Here is a 20601-nt window from a genome sequence, read left to right on the forward strand (position 1 = left end):
GACTAATTGCCCTTACCTTTCTTAGCCATCATGTCTTCCATAGTCTTCATGAAGCTAGACATATCTTTAAATTCACGATAAATAGATGCAAAACGAATGTAAGCCACATCATCAAGATCAGCCAATTCATCCATAACGTATTGACCAATCTTCTTAGATGAAATTTCACTAATGCCTTGCTTTCTTACTTTATTTTCAACATGATCAACCAATTGCTCAAATTGCTCACTGCTAATTGGTCGTTTCTGTCCTGCAGCCATTACACCATGCAAGATTTTCTTGCGATTAAATGGTTCACGCGTACCGTCATTTTTAATTACAAGTAACGGAGCTGTTTCGACTCTTTCAAAAGTGGTAAAACGAAAACCACAGTTTTCACATTCTCGACGTCTTCTAATTGCCCGGTTTTCATCACTAGGACGTGAATCAATAACGCGGGAGGCATTTTGATGACAATTTGGACATTCCATAGCTATCCCTCTTCTTTGCTCTTAATTAATATCTGTTCTAGTTTATTTTCTAATTCTTTTATTGTACCAGTATTTGCCACTACAAAATCGGCCATTTTTTCTTTTTCAGCTAATGGCATCTGACTATTAATCCGCATTCTTGCTTCCTCGTCAGATAGATTATTACGCTTTTTTAAACGTTCAATCTGTAATTGCTCAGGAAGGGTAATCACTAAAACTCCATTAGCTACATGTTTTTTATCCAATCCCGCTTCAAAATACACTGGTGCATCTAAAATAACAAGAGCAAAATTCTGATATTCTTTTATCTTTGCTACTGTTTTATCGAAAATTAACGGATGCGTCAACTGATTTAATTCAGACAAGGCTCTTTTATTACTAAAAACTAATTGCCCTAATTTTTTACGATTTATTGTTTGGTCTGAATTTAAATATTCTACCCCAAAATGATCTTTAATCGCTTGCCAAGATGCATTGCCGGGTTTCATCAGTTCGTGGGCAATTTGATCACAGTCAATAATCGGAATGTTTTTCTTTTTAAAAAAATCATCAGCAGTACTTTTACCGGTGGCAATTCCACCTGTTAATGCTAAGACATAACTCATTTATAAATCACCTGACAATGAGGACAAAAAGTGGTTCCCCGACCATTAACCTTAATTTTTTCAAATTTAGTACCACAAACTGGGCAGGGCTCACCTACATGACCGTAAACTTGCAATTTACTTTGAAAGCCACCAACTTGTCCATTCGCATTCAAAAAGGAATGAACTGTAGTGCCTTGCAGCTTAATTGCTTCGGCAATAATTTTATTAATCTGATCATGTAATTCAGATACTTTTTCCACAGGAATTTTATTGGCCTGACTTAAAGGATGAATCTTGGTTCGCCAAAGAACCTCATCAACATAAATATTACCTAGACCAGCTACTACTGATTGATCAAGCAAAGTGTTTTTGATATTTTTCTTCTTACGCTTTAAGCCATTGATTAAATATTCTGAAGTAAATTTAGAACTATTTGGTTCTACTCCAAGCTTACCAATCCCTGTAGTTTGTCTTTCGGTGCCAGTTAAAATTAGCTGCATCCGCCCAAATTTGCGCACATCATTATAACGCAACGCTGTTCCATCAGTAAAAACAAACTCAACGTGATCGTGTTTATCCTTAGGCGCATCAGACGCAGTTAAATGATACTTTCCTTCCATTCGCAAATGAGAAACAATCGTTAAATTATCACTCAAGCGAATAAGCAAATACTTGGCGTAGCGATCAATATCGATAATCTTTTTACCAGGCAATTCAGATAAAAATTTTTCATGATCAGTCGCCACAATTTTTGGATACCACAAAATCACTTTTTTAATAGTTTTTCCCTTAACTAAAGGAAGCAGCGTTCTTCGAACTGTTTCAACTTCGGGCATTTCAGGCATTTTATCACCTACTTTGCATCATACCAATTGTGTCCCCAGCCAGAATCAGCAATCAATGGCACATCCAACTTAACAGCTGATTGCATTACTTCAGGCACAATCTTTTTAATTGTTTCTAGCTCATCTTTTGGTACATCAAAAATCAATTCATCGTGTACCTGCACTACCATTTTAGTCTTCAAATGTAGTTCATCTAACTTCTTTTGCATGTTAATCATTGCAATTTTAATAATATCGGCAGCTGAACCTTGAATTGGTGAATTAATAGCAGTTCTTTCAGCAAAGGCACGAACGGTGTACTTCTTAGCGTGAATATCTGGCAAGTATCTGCGACGGTGCATAATTGTTTCGGCATAGCCTTTGTCACGCGCTTCTTGCACAGCCTTATCCATGTAATCCTTGATTTGAGGATATTGTTCGAAGTAGTTGTCGATAAATTCTTGAGCACGTTTTCTAGAAATGCCTAAGTTCTTGGACAAACCGTAATCGGAAATACCATAAACGATACCGAAGTTAACAGCCTTAGCGTGACGACGCATCAGTGGCGTTACTTGATCTGGTGAATCCAAGTGGAAAATCTTCATCGCGGTATGTGAGTGAATATCATAACCGGTCTTGAAGGCTTCTTGCATGTTTTGATCGCCCGAAACGTGAGCTAAAACACGAAGTTCAACTTGTGAGTAGTCGCAAGAGAAAATGTAGCCGTCTGGTTCACTTGGCACGAAAGCTTTTCTGATTTGCTTACCTTCTTCGGTACGGGTAGGGATGTTCTGCAAGTTAGGATCCACACTAGAAAGTCGACCAGTCGCAGTCAAGGTTTGCAAGTAACGCGTGTGCACGCGGCCATCTGGTTGGATAACATCAAGCAGACCCTTTACATAAGTAGATTGAATCTTGGCAATTTGACGGTAATCCAAAATTTCACTAACGATTGGACTTTGTGTCTTCAATTGATCAAGCACTTCAACTGAAGTTGAGTAACCAGTCTTGGTCTTCTTGATTGGTGGTAAACCAAGCTTTTCAAACAAAATGTGACCTAATTGCTTAGGTGAATTCAAATTGAACTTTTCACCGGCTTGGTCATAAATCTTGTCTTCGAGTTCCTTCAATTTAACGGCAAATTCATTTTGCAGTTGAATTAAAGTACTTGCTTCAACCTTCATCCCGTTCATTTCCATTCTGGCTAAAACGCGCGCGGTTGGGATTTCGATCGTATCAAACAAGGCATCTTGTTCGTGGTCTTTGAGCTTTTCAAGCAGTGGCTTCTTGAGTGATTCGATAGCGTTAATCTTGGAAGCTAAGTGGTTGAACAATTCATCGTCATTATCGGGAACATGTTCACTCTTACCTTTGCCATAAACTTCGAGGTCAGTCTTAACGGAGTAATCACCATAAAGATGAGCGATTTCACCAAGATCGTTGGAGTTATTTTCATTATTGATCAAGTAGGATGCCAAAAGCATGTCGTAATCAAGACCGTGAGTGTGAATGCCCAAACGATGTGCAGCAACCATTGTTCTCTTTAGGTCAAAGACATTCTTCTTAATCTTTTCGTCTTCTAAGATGTGCTTGATATTATCTTCTTCAAGCAATTCCACGTCTCTTGAAACGTAGATCTTGTCATTGAGCTTCAAACTGAAGCCAACAAAAGGAGCTAGGTGATAGTTAGCACCGAGCATTTCTAGATAAAATTCAACAGTGTCTTTTTCAGTAGCTTTGACATCTTTGACATTGTCATCATTTAAAACGGTGTATTCAACTTTTTCAACATCTGCACTACCTTGACCAGCACCTGACGCATTAAGTTCTGCCAAGAACTTACGGAAATTCATCTTTTCATAGAACTGACGCAGTTTCTCATAATCAACTGGTTGACGTTTTACATCATCAATATCAATGGTAACTGGTGAATCACGGTCAATAGTGGCAAGCTTTTTAGCTAAAAAAGCCTTGTCTTTATCACGAATCAAACGCTCTTTACGCTTAGATTTCTTCATTTCATCAATATGATCGTAAAGATTTTCTACTGAACCATATTCTTGAATTAAATTAGAAGCTGTCTTAGGACCAATACCTTCGACACCTGGGTAGTTATCAGAGTTATCACCCATTAAGGCCTTCATATCAATGAATTCAGTTGGAGTAACACCATTAACTTCCTTCATATGTTCAGGCGTGTAGGCTTCAAGTTGAGAAACACCGGATTTTGTCACTTCGACAGTAGTGGAAGGCGAAGCAAGCTGAGTTAAGTCACGGTCACCAGTCACAACTGTGGTAGTAAAGCCGTTCTTCTCACCTTTATCAACAAAAGTACCAATAATATCGTCGGCTTCGTAATTCTTTAATTCGTAAGTTTTAATGCCCAGATCGTGAAGCATTTCTTGAATATAAGGCATTTGTTCAAGTAACTCTTCCGGAGTTTTTGCACGTCCGCCTTTGTATTCGCCGTACATTTTTGTTCTAAAAGTGACTTTTCCTGCATCAAAAGCTACCAATACGTGGGTCGGATCAACGTCTTTTAAAAGGACATCGAGCATGTTCTTAAAAGCGTAAATGGCATTGGTATGCAGGCCGTCTGGACTCTTGAAAGATTCTAGTTGACGATAAAGAGCGTAAAAGGCTCTGAAAGCTACAGAGTTACCATCGATTAGAAGTAATTTTTTATCTGCCATTTTATTCCCCTTTTATAAAAATTGTTCTCTATACTTACTTATCTATTTTACCAGTTTCAGCAGTAGTATTTCAGCATGTTGTTTGATGGAAAAGAAAAAAGCCCCGATTGGGACTTGGATAACGTTTCTCGTAAGTTAGATAAAAAGGAAGTCGTGAAGACTTTAAACCATTATTTTTTGTGGCATTTACATTCCTCTTGAATTAGATAAATATAAATAGTGAAACATACCAATAACGGTGGACTCATTCACATTTCTCATGAATTAAATAGAGATTTAAGACAAAACGTTTGTTTTCTACTTGTAAAATTATATCAAAAGATATCAATATCAAACAAGAATAGTAGTTAAATTGTTTTAAATCTTTTTATTAGAATTAATAATTGCCATAGCGTTTTGCAGCAGCTCTTGAACGATAGAAGTAAATATATCCTCCACCTTGCTGGAAATATAAAGCCTTTCTATGATGACGATTTACCACACGGAAAGTTGTATCACTGCCACCTTTTTCAAAAAGAATAATCATTGACTTTTCCTGATAACGAACGAGATTATGTTTGCTTACTACATCAACATCCTTATAGCCACCATGATAAAACTTGGTATAAGTCTTCCCCACTACATTACCACCAACAGAATTTGCAGTGATTTTCATTTTGTCATGCTTATTGGCATACCATGTACCTCTAAATCTTTTAGGAATATATTCTCTTTTTAGTCTAGAACTTGCTTGTACGGTTTGACTTGCTGTTGAATTTTTAACCTTAGCAAATGATAGTCCAACTGCAAATGTTAATAAAAGAATCAAGCTAATAAAAATACAATTAGATTTATTTTTCTTCATTATTGTTTCCCCAATTACTTGATATATTTAAAGTGTATATCCATTATAGTTTATCTGAATCTAAAGAACGACCTAGCATTTATTTTCCAAACTTTTTAGAATTAAAATTCTACAAAAAATCAGGCAATCATTTCTGATTGTCTGATTTTTTAATTTAGTATATCTTTACAAATTCTGCATATATTTCTTAGCGTTCATAACAGCATGACGACCAGAATTTACACTATGTGCACATGCTGACCCACCTAATGTGATTGTATAAACACTACGATATTGCATTGTAGAATCGGCTCCTGCTGCATATAAACCGGGAATTGTATTGAAGTTTTCGTCAATTACTTCAAACTTATTATTTTCACCAATACCACCTAAACCGACTAAGTTAGAATTATCCAATCTACCAATGTAATATGGACCATCCTCTATTGGTACCAAGTCTGCCTTTTCTTTGTTAAATTCACGATCTCGACCTTCATGACAGAAGTCATTATAGTCGGAAACTGTCTTAATCAAAGTATCCTCGGGGATGCCTACATCTTTAGCTATAGCTTTAATTGAGTTCTCTTCATACAAGGAATTACCACGATTTTTCTTAACGGCATCGGCTAAAATCTCATCAGGATCTGGTTTCTTTAGAAGAGCTACTTTGGCAAATTGATCCCAAATTTTCTTGTTGAAAACAACATAAGTATTCTTAGTAGCTTTAATTGGCATGTGTTGATACAGCATATTGTAAGAAGTGATATTTTCATTTACAATTCGTCTACCATTTTGGTTAACCCAAATAACTGGACCGCCTCCGGCAATCATTGTTTCAGGAGCCATCTTAGTTAATCTGTTAGTTGGTAATGCTTGAATGTAATTATCCATAAATTCAGGAGATTCTTGTAGCATATCTTTGGCACCAACTGACATTGCCATTTGATATCCATCACCAGTATTAGATGGCATCGACAAGAACTTCAAATTCTTAGTTTGCCAACCTTGCTTAGCAATTAACTTGGCATTGTGACCGACACCACCAGTAGCAAAGATTGTAGCCTTAGCATTTACTTTAATAAATCCTTCTGCAGTTTTAGCATAAACGCCTTTAACTTTATTGTCTTCATAAATTACGCTATAGGCAGGTGTATTGAGTAAGAATTTAACGCCATATTCATCAGCTTTTTTCTTCATGTATGGTACATAACCTGAAGCAGCTACACCATCTTTAAACCAGTGGAATGTTGGAAATTGGCAAATACCTGCATAATCATCAACTTTAGTTAACTTAACACCGTTTTTGACTAACCAATCGATATTAGCTGAAGAATTGTTTACTAAATCAACCCAGAATGAACCATCAACACGATATTGTGCTAATTGCATTTCCTTAGCAATGATCTTTTCTGGTTCAGTATGAATACCGGCAGCTTGTTGCATTTTGGTATTAATACCAAAGATGCCTTCTACACCGCCACCATTACCAGCGACAAAACTGTTCTTTTCAAGAACCACAGTATCTAAACCAAGTTCACCTGCTTGAACAGCAGCAGCTAAGCCAGCAATACCAGAACCTACAATAACCAAATCAGTATCAATTGTCTTAACCATCTTTTGTGGTTTCTCGCGCCAATTAGAATAATCATCGACATTAGTTCTAGTGGTTGCATCATAATGTCCTGCATTAGAAGTGCTGATCTCATTGTCATCGGTACTACCACCTGCATCAACCACTGCTTGCTTAACAGCTGCCAAAATACCTTTAGATGAATAGCTAGCACCAGATACTGCATCAACATTTAAGCTCTGTGTTCTACTAATTTCATGAGAAAAAGTGTCGATAACAGCTTTATTCAAATTAGTATTAGCTAATTTTTCTTCACTTTTAATACCTACAACTTTGCCATTTTCGACATCAACGATCAATGGCAACTTTTCGCCTTGATAAACTTCAGCAACAACTTTATATTGACCGTCCTTTAAGCTCATTTTAGTTTCCCTCCTTTATAAATTGACTAGCTTTTTCACCAGCAATTCGACCGGAGTTCCAAGCAAATGCATTACTTAAGCCTTCAATAGTTGGATAAGATGAATCAAACATTCCTGAAGCATTGTTACCAACTGCATAAACACCTGGGATTACTTTTCTATCTTGTGTTAAAGCTTCGAAGTTTTCGTTTACTAATCCGCCACCAACTGTACCTAAAGTAGTTGATACTGCTTTAACAGCATAGAATGGTGCTTGCTTAAGAGAGAATCTCATAAATTTACTATCTTTATAAAAATCAGTATCTTCCTTTTTAGCAACCAGCTTATTATAACGATCCAAACTCTTCTTAAAATTCTCTTCTGGTACGTCAATATCTTGAGCTAATGACGCTAAGTTATCTTCTTTCCATACAGGATCTTTACCAGCTAGGCTATCTATTTCTTTTTGTAAGTCTTTCATTGGACCTACTTGATATGTCATATCTTTATGTGCTAACAAGGCACCGGTTCTTTCAAAAGATCCAGTCCAATTCAAAGCATGATTCTTTAAATAATCAACAAAACTTTGATCAAATACGAAGTAATAATGTCCACCTGTAGCATATGTTGTATCACCCCATAAAGCAAAGTCATAGACTATATCTTCATTGGTGAATCTCTTACCTTCTTGATCTAACCAAAGCAATGGTAAAGTAGCCAGTGTCATTAAGTTACCATTGTTCCAAGGATTTTTAGCACCGGTAACAACTGAAGCCGCATGATTTTCAAAGATCCGCTTATAGTCATTTACGCCACCGACTTCTTTTAACATTCTTAAGCCATCACCGGTTGCTTTACGTTCACCCATTGAATAAAGATCTTTAGGATCAATGGCTAAATACTGCTTTACTTCTTCCTTATTACCACCAAATCCACCATCAGCTAGAATAACTGCCTTAGTTGCAATTTTTTCTTTTCTACTATTTCTAATGACTTCAATGCCAGTAACTTTTCCGTTTTCTTGAATAATCTTATTGCCAGCCGTTTCAGTCAACAAAGTACCGCCAGCCGTTTCAAAGTTATCCATAAACTTCTTAAAGCCATTAAATTTATCAATAAATTGATGATAAGTTCTAGGATGATTTTGATGAACTTCCTGTGTATTAGTTACCAATTCTGTATCAATGCCATTTTTTCTCATCCATTCAATGGTATCAGCACTTTTAGCCAAAATTGCTTTAGTTAAACGAGCATTAGATGAATGGTGAGTATAATTCATGACTTCTTGAAAAGCATCCTTCAAGGTATATTCTTCGCCATGTTCTTCCTGCTCTTTGCTACCAACGGCAAATAACCCTTGTGCACCAAACATACCAGCACCACCGAATTTGTCTCCTTTTTCAAGCAAGGCAACCTTGGCACCAGCTTGAGCAGCAGCTAAACCTGCACTTAAGCCTGAGGCACCAGCACCAACAACTACGATATCAAATTGTTCCATTTTAATTTTCTCCTTTTCTAATCACGATTTTTGTCCAGAACATTCCTAATAGCGTACTTAATTGCGTTTGAAGTAACAGTGGCACCACTTATTGCATCAACATCAGTACTTTGTGCCTTAATAATACGACTAGGCAGTTCAGCTACAGCTTTAGAACCAATACCCTTGCTCTCTGAATTATGGTCACTAATTTTTATTTGCTTTATTTGATGATCTTTAATGCCGACTTCAATATCAAAATCTGCATTTCTACCATGAGCAACTGTATTGTAAGTACCATCTTTCCATTTATTAGTAGATGCATTATCAGTTGCATATTGATCATTTGATTTCATCTCCTGATCATTCTTTATCAAGTGCTCTTTGATAGCATTGTGTACCAGCAATATATCCTGATGCTAAAGAAAAGCCATTAGCCGTGCCACCAACAAGGTATGGTACACCCCAGAAGTCACCATCAGCACCGGCAATAAATAGGCCATTTATGACTTGATTAAACTTATTTAAAGCACAACAAACGCCATTAGTTTTAATACCGCCTTGGGTAACCCAGCCGGAGAAGTCATTCTCAATAACGTAGAATGGTCCTTTATTAATTGGATTCAAAAAGTTAGGATCTTTGAATAATTCTGTATCTTCACCTTGCTGACACATTTGGTTGTAATGCTGAATTTCTTTACTTAAATTAGTCAAATGTGACTTTTGCTCTAGTTCTTCTAAAGTATCAGCTTGCCAGCACCAACCTTCACTTTCTGCCTTTTTAATGTCTTGATCAACATTCTTTAAAATCTGGTTAGCAAATGCCATAACAAACATTGGTGCAGTAACTTTCGTCTTCAAATACTTCTGCGTATATTGATCCAAGGTCATTGTCTTGAGAATATCTAGTGTACTTTGATCAACAACAGAATAGAATTTGCCACCTTCTCTGATTAACGGCTCGCTGTTATACATGGTCCGCTTGCACAATTCTGCTTCATCTACAAATCTTAAGCCGTGGTTATTTACAATTACTCCACCCAAAAGAGCAATTCTGAATAAGGAGTTGTCACCCCATAATGTCTTCATAAAAGTAGCAGATTTATGGTTAACCCCACCGCCTTCATTCATAGCAATCGTGAAATTTTTACCCATTTGTGCGCCAGCTTATTGAGCTAACTTAATTCCTGAGCCATCTACGAATGCATTAGCATAACCGTAAACCTTAGGGATGCCATAGTAACGTTGGATCATTTGATCATTATGCAAGAAGCCACCGCCACAAATAATGACTCCACCTTTGGCATTAACTTGTACAAGCTTTCCATCTTCTTTTTGTGCAATAACTCCAGTAACCTCATGATCATTGTTAAGAATTTTTATTACCTTAGTTGACCAAAGTTGTTTTACACCAGCTTGATCAACTATTTTTTGAAATTGAGCGGCACGTTTAGGACCAGATTCTTTGTAAATATTACCTGTTCTCTTAGTAATATCATCACCAGGCTTAGCGTCTGTATATGTTGGAATGAAAGTTACTCCGCCATCTTTTAATAAATCAATGGCCTTACCGGTCGCCCTTAACGCATTAAGTGTAAATCGACCATTAGCTTGATAATTATTCTTCTCCCAAACATAGCGAAAAGCTTCACCAACAGTCATATAATTTGGATATTTTTTCTCGTCTTCAGTTTCTACAGCTAAAGCAGCAGTTGAGTAAACGTTGTTCATTTCGGTAAAATCTTGTGCACGATCAATACCAACAACTTTTGCCCCGTCCTTAGCTGCTTTAACTGCTGCAGTCATTCCTGCAGCACCAATACCTACAGTTACAACATCACAATTTAAAACTTCATCAACTTTTTGATTCATTTCTTTCACCTGCTAATCCAATGACTTAATATATTCGGTCGCATTCATAACAGCATGACGACCTGAATTTACACAGTGAGCACAGCAAGATCCACCTAAGTTAATGGTGTAAATTTCTTTATATTGCATGGCACTATCAATTCCTGCAGCATATAAACCAGGAATCTTGTTCCAATTGTCATCAATAACTTCAAAGTGACGATTCTCGCCAATTCCGCCAATGCTAATGGCATAAGATTGATCCAAACGGGCAATGTAATATGGGCCCTCATCAAGAGCAACTAAGAATTTACGATCTTTACCATATTCTTCATCTTCACCATTTTGGCAATATTGATTGTAGCGTTTTACCTGTGCTACAAAATCATCAACTGGCAAACCGACCTTTTCTGCTAATTCTGATAAAGTATCAGCCTTATATAAAGAATTACCCTTATTTTCTTTAACTGAACGGTCAAGTATTCTTAATGCACGCTCTTCATCTTGATCTGCAAATTGATCAATACCTTGCATACTCTTTTGTTGTTCTTCAGTTAGGTCTTGTAAGTTAGCTTCATACTTAGCAAACATTTTACGTGTGAAGACTAAATATCCATGCTTAATAAATTTAAATGGTTGAGATTGTAAGATGGCATTGCGGTCTGTAATACTTTCATCAGTAAATCTAACACCATATTGGTTTACCCAAAGTGCTGGACCACCTGAAAGCAAATCACGTCCATTACCCAAAGGAAGAGCCTGAATATAATTGGTGATCAGTGGAGCTGAACGATCAAATGAATCTTTAGCACCAGCAGCTATAGCCATCTTATATGCATCCCCTGTTGAACCTTTCATTCCAACAAACAACATGTTCTTAGTGTTCCAACCTTGACGATGTACCAGCTTTTTATCTTGACCAAAGCCACCCGAAGCAAAAATAACTGCTTTAGCATTAATCTGTACTACTTGGTCATCAATGTTGGCATATACACCCTTAACAGTCTTGTTTTCGTAAATCAAACCAATTACTGGTGAAGAAGTACTAATATCAACGCCTAGTTCTTTAGCTTTCTTTTCCATGAACGGAACATAACCAGTGGCACCTCTACCACCTTTAAACCAATGGAAAGTTGGTAATGGACAAGTGTGGTGATAATCATCTACACGATCAAATTGAACGCCTTGTTTTTGCAGCCAGTCTATGTTCTCAGCGGTATTGTTAACTAAATCGACCCAGAACGAACCATCAGCTTGATATTGAATGGTCTTTAACTCATTCTCAACAACTTCCTGCTTGCTAAAATTAATACCTGCCTTCTTCTGCATTGCAGTTTGAGCACCCATCATGCCTTCAACACCAAGACCGTTACCACCGACAAAACCATTTTTCTCTAACACAATGGTCTTAATGTCTTCATAACCAGCTTGAACTGCAGCTGATAAACCAGAAATACCGCTTCCTACAATCACCAAGTCTGTATTTTCTACTTTATCAATGTGGCTAGGCTTTTTAATCCATTTAGCATAATTATCAGATTCATCGTTAGTTTCTTCTGACTTTTGAACTTGACGTTCAAAGTCATGAATATTACCACCCGCATCTTTTATCGCATGTTGTGTGGCATCCAAAATACCATTGCTAGAAACAGTAGCCCCTGAAACTGTATCTACACTAATGGATTGATCCTTAATAATGCGATTACTCATTTTATTTAAGGTATTTTCTTCAAGAGTAGACATGTCATTGGTTTGTGACTTAATTTGAACAATTTTATTATCTTTTATATCAATACTAAGTGTTAAAGGTCTTTCCATTCCCTTAGCTTGTTCTACAAATTTGCCATCTTTCATAATTAAGCCTCCTAATAGTTAAATTACTTCAATCTCATAGTATGTCACCGCTTACATAAATGCCAATATAAAAAAGTGATCTGCCATAAGTTTTACCTATGACAAATCACTTTGCTTTTCTAAAGAAATCTATTGTTTTAATATCATCGTTATTCCTTAGCATAGCAAGAGAAATAACATACTTATGAGGTGTATCTACAACTTCAACCTTACAGATATCCTCATCATTAATGGGATATTGGTCAGGTAAGAATCCCACATAATTATTATGTTTTATCAGGAAAAGTTCTGTTGAAACATCGTTGCACTCTTGAACCACATTTAGCTTTAATCCTAAATTGCGTGTTTCCTTCGCCATTAAGTCATAAGATTTACCAATAATCTTTCGTTTTAACATAATCAAAGGATAATGGTATACTTCGACCATTGTTGCTTTTTTGTGAGCTAAGGGATGTTTTGAATTTACACAAGCAATAAATTTACCACTTGCAATTGGAATACTTTCAATTTGTGGATCATCAGCAAATTCAGATTGAAACGAAATAACTAGATCATACTGTTTATTCTTTAGTTCCTCGGCAGCCTGACCTACATCTACTTTTACGATATCGATATTCTGATAATCCAGTTTGGTCATAATTTTTTCTAATTCACGTAGATCAGTTAAAGAAGTATAGCCTATAGTTAATTTCAGTGACTGATGATCAATATATTGCTTTATATTATTTTCAAATATATCGTATTGCGATAATACCTTCTTAGCTTCTAAATAGAAAATCTGACCTACCTTATTTGCTTTTACCGGGGTAACCCGCCGATCAATTAAAGTATACCCTAGTTCTTTTTCAATTTCATGAATCTGTTGAGTAATACTAGTTTGCGAAACATGATTGATTTTCCCAGCTTGGGTAAAGCTACCACTATCAATCACATCACAAAAATATTTCATCTTGGTTAATGTAATCATTAAGATCACCTATTATCTTTAACAGTAATATTAATCTAATTAATTATTTAACTACAATGTTTCCATCTAAGACTTTATACTGTGTTTTTTCCAAGTCAGCTTTTCTAGTACTTGCCTTTTGTATGTTTTTACCAACATTTTCCATTTCTCGTATGCTATCTGGATTAAAGAATTTAATATACTTATTGATTTCTAGCCAAAACACATTGGGGTTATTAGCAATTTCTTGAACTATTGGGAATAACTCATCATCTTTGTCAATAGTTTCTACATATTTTGTAATATCTTTTAGTAGCTTAGGATCAACATCTACTGATTGAAGCTTAGACATAACCATTTGTGGCTCTTGAGATGCACTAGTTCTCAAAGCAACCGCAGCTTTAACTGCAGTCTTATTCTTAGTTGAATCTATATTTTTAGCAAAAAATTCATGTTGCTTATTGTATTCAGCCACCTGTTGCTTTACGACATTGTAAATTTTGTCCTTCGCCCTTTCTACTGCCGTTAATGCATCCCCCTGTGACAAAGCTTGGCTATTATGAACATCAAATGCAATTTCACCGTTTAAATTCTTCTCAGCATCAATTATCTCAACCTTTTTAGAATCATTTACATCAACCAGAATGTTTTCCTTTTCAAGATATGATCCATTTACGTCATAGTATTTAATCTCTACAACAGCAATTGAATGATCTTTTTTTCCATTTGAGAAACTATAGTCAGGTATAAGTGGAGCTTTAAGCGGTATTAATTGATTAGCTTTAAAGTCATACATGCGCTTATTAGCTTGCTGATATGCTTCTGAGTGCTTTTCTGAAGAGAAATCAGAGTGATTAATCATCTGATCGTCTGTCTTATCAAGCATTGTCTTAACTGCATTCTGCTTCTTTTCCGTAATATCTTTTAGGTAGCCTTCATATTGAGGTAAAACTACATTATCAAATTCAGTGTCGTTTAATACCCCTTCCATTTTATTACCTAGACGCTTCATCATCTTTAATTGTGAGTTGATAGATTGATAAATTGGAAAAGTGTAAATGTAGATTTGATCGTTGTTATCACCTTTAGGTAATGGTCTATCAATACGACCAATACGTTGTTCCAAAGTCATAGGGTTGTAGGGTAGATCAATATTCATCAAGGTTACGGCATCCTGCAAGTTTTGACCAGTTGAAATAGTATCTGTAGCCACCACTAAGTCGATTTGAGAATTATCATCTATTAATTCTATTGCTTTTTTAGAACGTGGTGAGAAGTGATTTAACACATCTTTTTTAGTCGATGGTTTTTGATTAATCAGTGCAGAATAACCATTTTCATCAGTATTAGAAGCACCAGTAATCATACCCATTGGGTATTTAAGCTGTGGTCTATTGTAATGAGTATAAAGCCTATCATAGTAATACTCTACAGTGTCCGCAAACTGTGATACTAAGATGATTTTATGACCTTTAGCACGTTCTTTATCAATGCATTCGATAATTTCATCAACTTTTTCATCAACCTTACTATAGGCTTTATTCAAGCTATCAATCAGCATCTTTAACGTAGAAACATCGCTGTTATAATCTGCAGTCATCTGTTCTACGGCATTTTTAGCTTTTTTGACAGTCAAGTCATCAATTTGAGCTTTTAGATTTTCGATATATCTTTGTTTTCTAAGTTGGGATCTAACAGATTGCTGAGAAGGATCTACAGGTTCGGACGGCTCAAAATCTTTAAATAAAAGATTTACATTATCTTCATATTCAAGAACACCATAAGCAGTGCCTAAAAATCCTTTATAGTGATTTAGAAGCTCCTTACCTTTTAAGAATGACATAGGTTTTAAATACAAGTCATTTAATTTTTCTAGTTTGTCTACGATATGCTGTAAAGAAGTAACATAAGCTTTCCAACTTGAATCGGCTCTCTTAAGAAGCATCATCTTAAGCTGTTTAGCCCCCAGTTCTTCCTTACTATCGTCAATATATTTGATCGGATCTTGGTATGGAAACTTTAAATCGGCAATTACATCAAAGTTGGTACTGAAAATTTCATTCTTTCTTGGTTCATATGGAATGTCAACGCTTGGGAAGTTTCTATGTGGAAAGCGTGTACCCTTTCCGCCATAAGTCTTTCTAGTACGTTGAAGATAAACGTCAGACCAAAATTCTTTAAAGGCTGCATCGTCATTTGCTAAATGTTTTACCACCTTATTAGTCAGCTTATTTGGCGATAACAAGAAATATTGCTTATATTTTCTATCATTTGGAATAGCATCTACCTTAAGAAATAGCGATCCAATGTTAATTACGTCCTCACGAGCATTATTCCACGGTGTAGCAGTTAATAATAAGCCTTTTACATTAGGATTGCATTGTCTCATGTACAATACTTTCTTATATGCTTCAGTATTATTATTCTTGAAACCTAAGTGTGCTTCATCAATAACTATTAAAGTGTAGTTATTGTCCTTAAGCTGATCGTAGTCCATATTAACAAGTTGTTGGCGTGAAATATATTCATACTCATGCTTCTTAATACCGACCGCTTTTAATTCATCGTGCCACTGATCTTTTAATTTGGTATCAGCGATAATTAGTATTCTGTTAACACTTTCTGTTTCCAAATAGAGTCTTATGACACCTGCTGCAGTTCTAGTCTTACCTAAACCTACCCCATCAGATAAAACAGCGGTATTTAAAGAATCAAGTTTTTCCTTAACACTAATAATTCCGCTTCTTTGGTGTGGGAACAATTCTTTAACCCATTCTTTGTTCATATCAAGTTCAGCGTATGGTTGAGCAAAGATATTGGCAAAGTCATAGTAAGTTTCCTTAACTGGTTTATATTGTTGAAGTGTCTGTTTAGCGCCATTACTTTTAACGATTTTGATCAGTTCAGGTGAAAAGTCGGTAACTTCATCTTTAGAAAGCCATAAGTCGTTATACCAGTGGTGTAAGGCAAAGAAACCATCTTGAGTTAATACATTTAGTTCTGTATTCCCCTCTAAACCGGACTTTGAGAAGTTAGATGATCCTACAATAGCCGTCCCATAACCAGTATTTAAGCTAGAAGCAAACAGATAGCTTTTAGCATGGAAGTAATTGGCAGTACCAGTGTAGATTTTAATTTCAATACGTCCTTCTTTGATCCATTCAGCTACTTTACCTAGAAATTCCTTGTCTGAAATTTTACTGGTATCTTTTTCAGTTGAATCTTGAATTAGTTCAGCATAATCATGGTATTTACCACTATCTAAGACATTAACTGTAGCACCGTTAGTTTCATTACCCATCAAAATGCGGAAATGACCATTACGGTTATCCATAAAGTTGGTAAATTCATCTTTTAAAAGAAGTAACCCACTAATGTAAAAGTAGCCTACAGCTACATCGAGTATTCTAAATTCTTCTTTTTTGAGAAGATATTTTAAGGCATCAGTCATTGATACATTGCGGTTATCAATAACCTTTCTACCCAAGAGCTGATCTTCAAATGTAGTATCAGTCATTAATTTTCCTCACTCAATCTATCATAACTGTCCAAAATACGTTGTGTTTCATCTTGTACATCTTTCATATGGTTAGCGCTCTCAAAGGTATGCATTAATGTAACTACTTCTTGTCTAGTTAAATTAAAATCAATCATAATTCGTGCATTAAGGTCTGCAACTAATTGATCATGGTCATAATTCTGATATACATCTCCAAATGCAAGTCCTTTCAAATCATTATAGTAACCCGTATTTTCTTTTAATAAATATGCAACAATTTCTATTATTTTATCTGCATCGCGAAAATCCACTTTTTGAGGTAAAGGCAATCTTCTTAGATAAATATTATTCACATTTATAGATATTAATTGTCTTAATATAAAATCCAAAACATATGAATTTAAAACTCCCAAAATAAACAACTTATCCGACAGTTTCATTTTAGTGGGCATATTTTGTGTAACTAAACTATTTGAACTAATCGTGTTTGGAGGAAGCAAGGTAGCAATTAATGATCTTTGATTCGTAGCACTTGCTACAGTTCTCAAAGCAATTCTATAGCTATTTACCTTAGATGTAAGAGCATTAGGAATTTGATCACTTTTTATTCCATATTTTACTTTTGAAGGTAACAGTTTAAATTGATTCATATATTTTCCTTCATACATTGGTATTTGATCTGAACCATTATTTATTGGATCAAATAATGTAGAATCATATGTTCTATTCAATTCATAAGAAAAACTAATTATTTTAGATTCTCTTAACAAAGGAAAAGCAGTTTGAATCTTTCGAAATAGATCAAAAGTTTTTTTATCAGGCGTTTCTACCATATTGTATCCTTCTGGCTCTACCTGCTTTAAAAAATTAATCGGATATCTATATTTAGCACTACTATTATTTAAATTCTCTAAATCAGTTTGATAAAAGAAAACATTAAAATTATTATCCTTATTAGATTGATCTTTTCCTTCATATGTTAAACAACCAAATTTATATCTTATATCAACTGCTTTAAATATCTTTTTACGGTTGGCAAATGAAAGAAACTCCATTACATGATAGTGATCAAATAACAAATGTCTTAATCCTGCTGCACCATTATCAGTAGCAAAATTATCTGGAACCAAAATACTATATTTTCCATCTATTTTGCCAAGCTGTGAAAAACGTTCTATTGCACTCTTATATAAATTTAAATGAGCAGGCGCTTTTTTTCCATCCACTTTCCAATTTTGAAATCTAAACGCATTTGAACTTGTAAAATATTTTGATCCAGCTTTATATTTCTTTTGTTCTTCATTCCATTTTTCTTCAATTTCTGGGAATTTTTCCTTTAATGCTTTTTCTAATTTCTTTTTAGCTTTTTTGGTAGGTAACTTACGATAACTTTGATCATATTCTGAAAAGAACTCATCTGCATTAGGAATCCAAACTTCCCACGGAGGATTGCCAATGACAATATCTAAGCCACCATGAGATTTAAGGGTACCATCTTCATTAAAGAATATTTCAGGCAAGCAAAACTCAATACAACTAATTTCAAGGAAGCTAGCGTATTTAGATACATCGCCTGCTTCTGGCAATACTTTTTCAGTTAGCTCATCTCGTAATTTAGTAAATGCTGAAAAGTCTGTTGATTTGAGTTTTCTTAACTTGGCTATATCTTTCGTGTATTTACTAAAGACTTCTTCACGTTTGTAATAAGGAACGGCATTAATTAATGAGTTTGCGTGAATCAATGTTCTACCAATAAGTTGTGGCAACTTGGTATTCTTAGGCTTATGCTCTAGGGATGATAAAGTCAAAGTTAAACTAGCAATAATGATAGCTTTGTAGTCAATATCAACGCCATAGATCATATGCTTCATTACATAGTCTTCCCATAAGTATTGACTATTTTCAGAGTTGCTTAGGAAATCGTACTTGTCCCTAATTTCTTGAGGGAAGTCTAATGCGTTAAGCATAGGAAACTGTTCTGCAATCTTTAAGAATGCTCCTCTTAAGAATGATCCACCACCACAAGAGAAGTCTGCAATCTTTAAATCTAATAAATGCTTGATTGCATTATCTATTTGGGTAATATCACCAGCCTTGAGGGATGTTTTAATAGCGTCATATCGCTTTTGGAATTCTACTGCCACGGTTTGATTTACCATATAGTCAACAAAATGTTGGTCGGTATAGTAAGCACCCTTGTTTTTCTGCTCTACTTCATCATCGCCAAAGAATACGACTGGTTTATTAGTTTCTTTGTCTAAAGTGATTTGAACGTTTTGGCTCATCGAGTCTTCGTATTGTTTTTCAATCGCTTCAGGTGGCATATCCTCAAATCTAAAGCTGAAGTTACCTTCCTTAGTGTCGATATAAGGCTTAGCCCAATCAACATCATTTTGTTTTGCCAATTCATTATCAATTTTGGTAGCTGCATCCCCAATGGAACCGGCAAATAGGTCGCCACCATAAGCCAATTCAAATTGTTTACTTGCCTTTTTGCTTAGATTAGCAAGGTAATCTTTTTTACCTTCCTTAATCTGTACTTGAGAAGTAGCCTCAACCTCTTCCGGAGTAAAACTAGCTTTAAATATATCTAATTGTTCAATTGACGTTTTTTGTCTATTTAATTTCTTGATATCTTTTTCTTCGCTAACATTTTTAGCAATATTAACTGCTTTTTCAATAGCTTCATCAAGCGTACCATCACCAACACCTAATGCAATTCCATCAACATTAAAGGAGTCTGGACCATAATATCCTTCTAAGAAGCGCCTCATTAATTGTCTTAATGAAATAGTATCAACCACAGTTGAAAGAACCTTTTTGTAAGAGTCATCTTGAACAAGCTCGTTGATATTATTTTGCTCAATGTATACTTTAGCTTTATCAGACACCAGATTCTCTAGATATTTTTTGAGATCTGAAGCAGTAATCCATTCTGAAAGCTTCTTTCTATAAAGAGATACCATAGTCAAGAACCCACTTGAGAGCTCACGTCTAAAGGCTTTGTCATCAATCTTAATTTCAGCACCGAAACCAAATGGACTTTCTTCTACTACAATACTGTCATTCTTAAGATAATTCAGGTTACGTTTGTATAAGTCAATATCTACTGTTTGGGGATTAATATCCAAACGAGTATCTCTATTGCCACCTACCATTGGAAAGAAAACTAAGCGTTTTTTACCGACGAATCCAACTACAGAGACAGAGAAGTCTGATCCTAGTTGATTATTTTTAATATCAATTACTTGCTCATAAAGTTTACGAATTTGAATAATATTTGAATCTTCATTTAAATCTGGCATTGCTAATACAGCCATGACACCAGTACTTTTATCCTCTGTTTTATCAGTAAAGTAAATTCTCAAATTGCTATCTGGATTAACAGGGTTCTTACCAACGGTATAGCCTAAATAATCAGCAAGTACATTGATAGATTCTTGGTCACCCATCATGCTATCTAGTACGTCTTTGATTTGTATTTGATCCGCCATTTTTCTTTCCACTTTCTTCTTAATTACTTAATATTATTTTAAAACAATGGGTTAAATTTTGCTCATAATATCAGTAGTTTTAAGCTCTGTTTTGCGTATAAAAAACTGCTAA

14 protein-coding genes are annotated in these 20601 nt (G+C 35.3%); all 14 read right to left on the minus strand.

Annotation, left to right across the window (positions count from 1 at the left end; translation table 11 throughout):
* Window positions 1–2: 2 nt before the first annotated feature.
* Window positions 3–470, minus strand: coding sequence for a transcriptional regulator NrdR (gene nrdR, locus FC37_RS05465; RefSeq protein ID WP_025005311.1), 468 nt, complete (start codon window positions 468–470; stop codon window positions 3–5).
* Window positions 471–472: 2 nt separating this feature from the next.
* Window positions 473–1075, minus strand: a complete 603-nt coding sequence (gene coaE, locus FC37_RS05470) for a dephospho-CoA kinase (RefSeq protein ID WP_025005310.1) — start codon at window positions 1073–1075, stop codon at window positions 473–475.
* A complete protein-coding gene (mutM, locus tag FC37_RS05475; protein ID WP_025005309.1) occupies window positions 1072–1902 on the minus strand; it encodes a DNA-formamidopyrimidine glycosylase in 831 nt (276 codons plus the stop codon). The genes coaE and mutM overlap by 4 nt, the downstream gene beginning before the upstream one ends.
* Window positions 1903–1910: 8 nt before the next feature.
* Window positions 1911–4574, minus strand: coding sequence for a DNA polymerase I (gene polA / locus FC37_RS05480; protein WP_025005308.1), 2664 nt, complete (start codon window positions 4572–4574; stop codon window positions 1911–1913).
* 376 nt (window positions 4575–4950) lie between these two features.
* Window positions 4951–5418, minus strand: a complete 468-nt coding sequence (locus FC37_RS05485) for a hypothetical protein (RefSeq protein WP_006351611.1) — start codon at window positions 5416–5418, stop codon at window positions 4951–4953.
* A gap of 165 nt (window positions 5419–5583) precedes the next feature.
* On the minus strand, window positions 5584–7389 hold the full coding sequence (locus tag FC37_RS05490) for an FAD-dependent oxidoreductase (protein ID WP_025005307.1): 1806 nt from the start codon (window positions 7387–7389) through the stop codon (window positions 5584–5586).
* A gap of 1 nt (window position 7390) precedes the next feature.
* Window positions 7391–8866 (minus strand): FAD-dependent oxidoreductase, encoded by a 1476-nt coding sequence (locus tag FC37_RS05495; RefSeq protein ID WP_025005306.1) that lies wholly within the window; start codon window positions 8864–8866, stop codon window positions 7391–7393.
* 17 nt (window positions 8867–8883) lie between these two features.
* Entirely contained in the window at window positions 8884–9201 is a 318-nt protein-coding gene (locus FC37_RS05500; RefSeq protein WP_035434143.1) for an FMN-binding protein, read from the minus strand.
* A gap of 7 nt (window positions 9202–9208) precedes the next feature.
* Window positions 9209–10000: an FAD-binding protein gene (locus FC37_RS10965; RefSeq protein ID WP_025005304.1), complete on the minus strand. Its 792-nt coding sequence runs from the start codon at window positions 9998–10000 to the stop codon at window positions 9209–9211.
* Between the two features lie 12 nt (window positions 10001–10012).
* A complete protein-coding gene (locus tag FC37_RS10970) occupies window positions 10013–10717 on the minus strand; it encodes an FAD-binding protein (RefSeq protein ID WP_081776551.1) in 705 nt (234 codons plus the stop codon).
* A gap of 12 nt (window positions 10718–10729) precedes the next feature.
* On the minus strand, window positions 10730–12550 hold the full coding sequence (locus tag FC37_RS05515; protein ID WP_025005303.1) for an FAD-dependent oxidoreductase: 1821 nt from the start codon (window positions 12548–12550) through the stop codon (window positions 10730–10732).
* A gap of 106 nt (window positions 12551–12656) precedes the next feature.
* Entirely contained in the window at window positions 12657–13517 is an 861-nt protein-coding gene (locus FC37_RS10790; protein ID WP_236697285.1) for a LysR family transcriptional regulator, read from the minus strand.
* Window positions 13518–13560: 43 nt separating this feature from the next.
* Complete coding sequence (locus tag FC37_RS05530) at window positions 13561–17013, minus strand: DEAD/DEAH box helicase family protein (RefSeq protein WP_025005301.1); 3453 nt, start codon at window positions 17011–17013, stop codon at window positions 13561–13563.
* Window positions 17013–20489: an Eco57I restriction-modification methylase domain-containing protein gene (locus tag FC37_RS05535; protein WP_056945535.1), complete on the minus strand. Its 3477-nt coding sequence runs from the start codon at window positions 20487–20489 to the stop codon at window positions 17013–17015. Before FC37_RS05535 ends, FC37_RS05530 begins: the two co-directional genes overlap by 1 nt.
* Between the last annotated feature and the right edge of the window lie 112 nt (window positions 20490–20601).

It is taken from the genome of Lactobacillus gallinarum DSM 10532 = JCM 2011 (assembly GCF_001434975.1).
Classification (GTDB): Bacteria; Bacillota; Bacilli; order Lactobacillales; family Lactobacillaceae; genus Lactobacillus; species Lactobacillus gallinarum.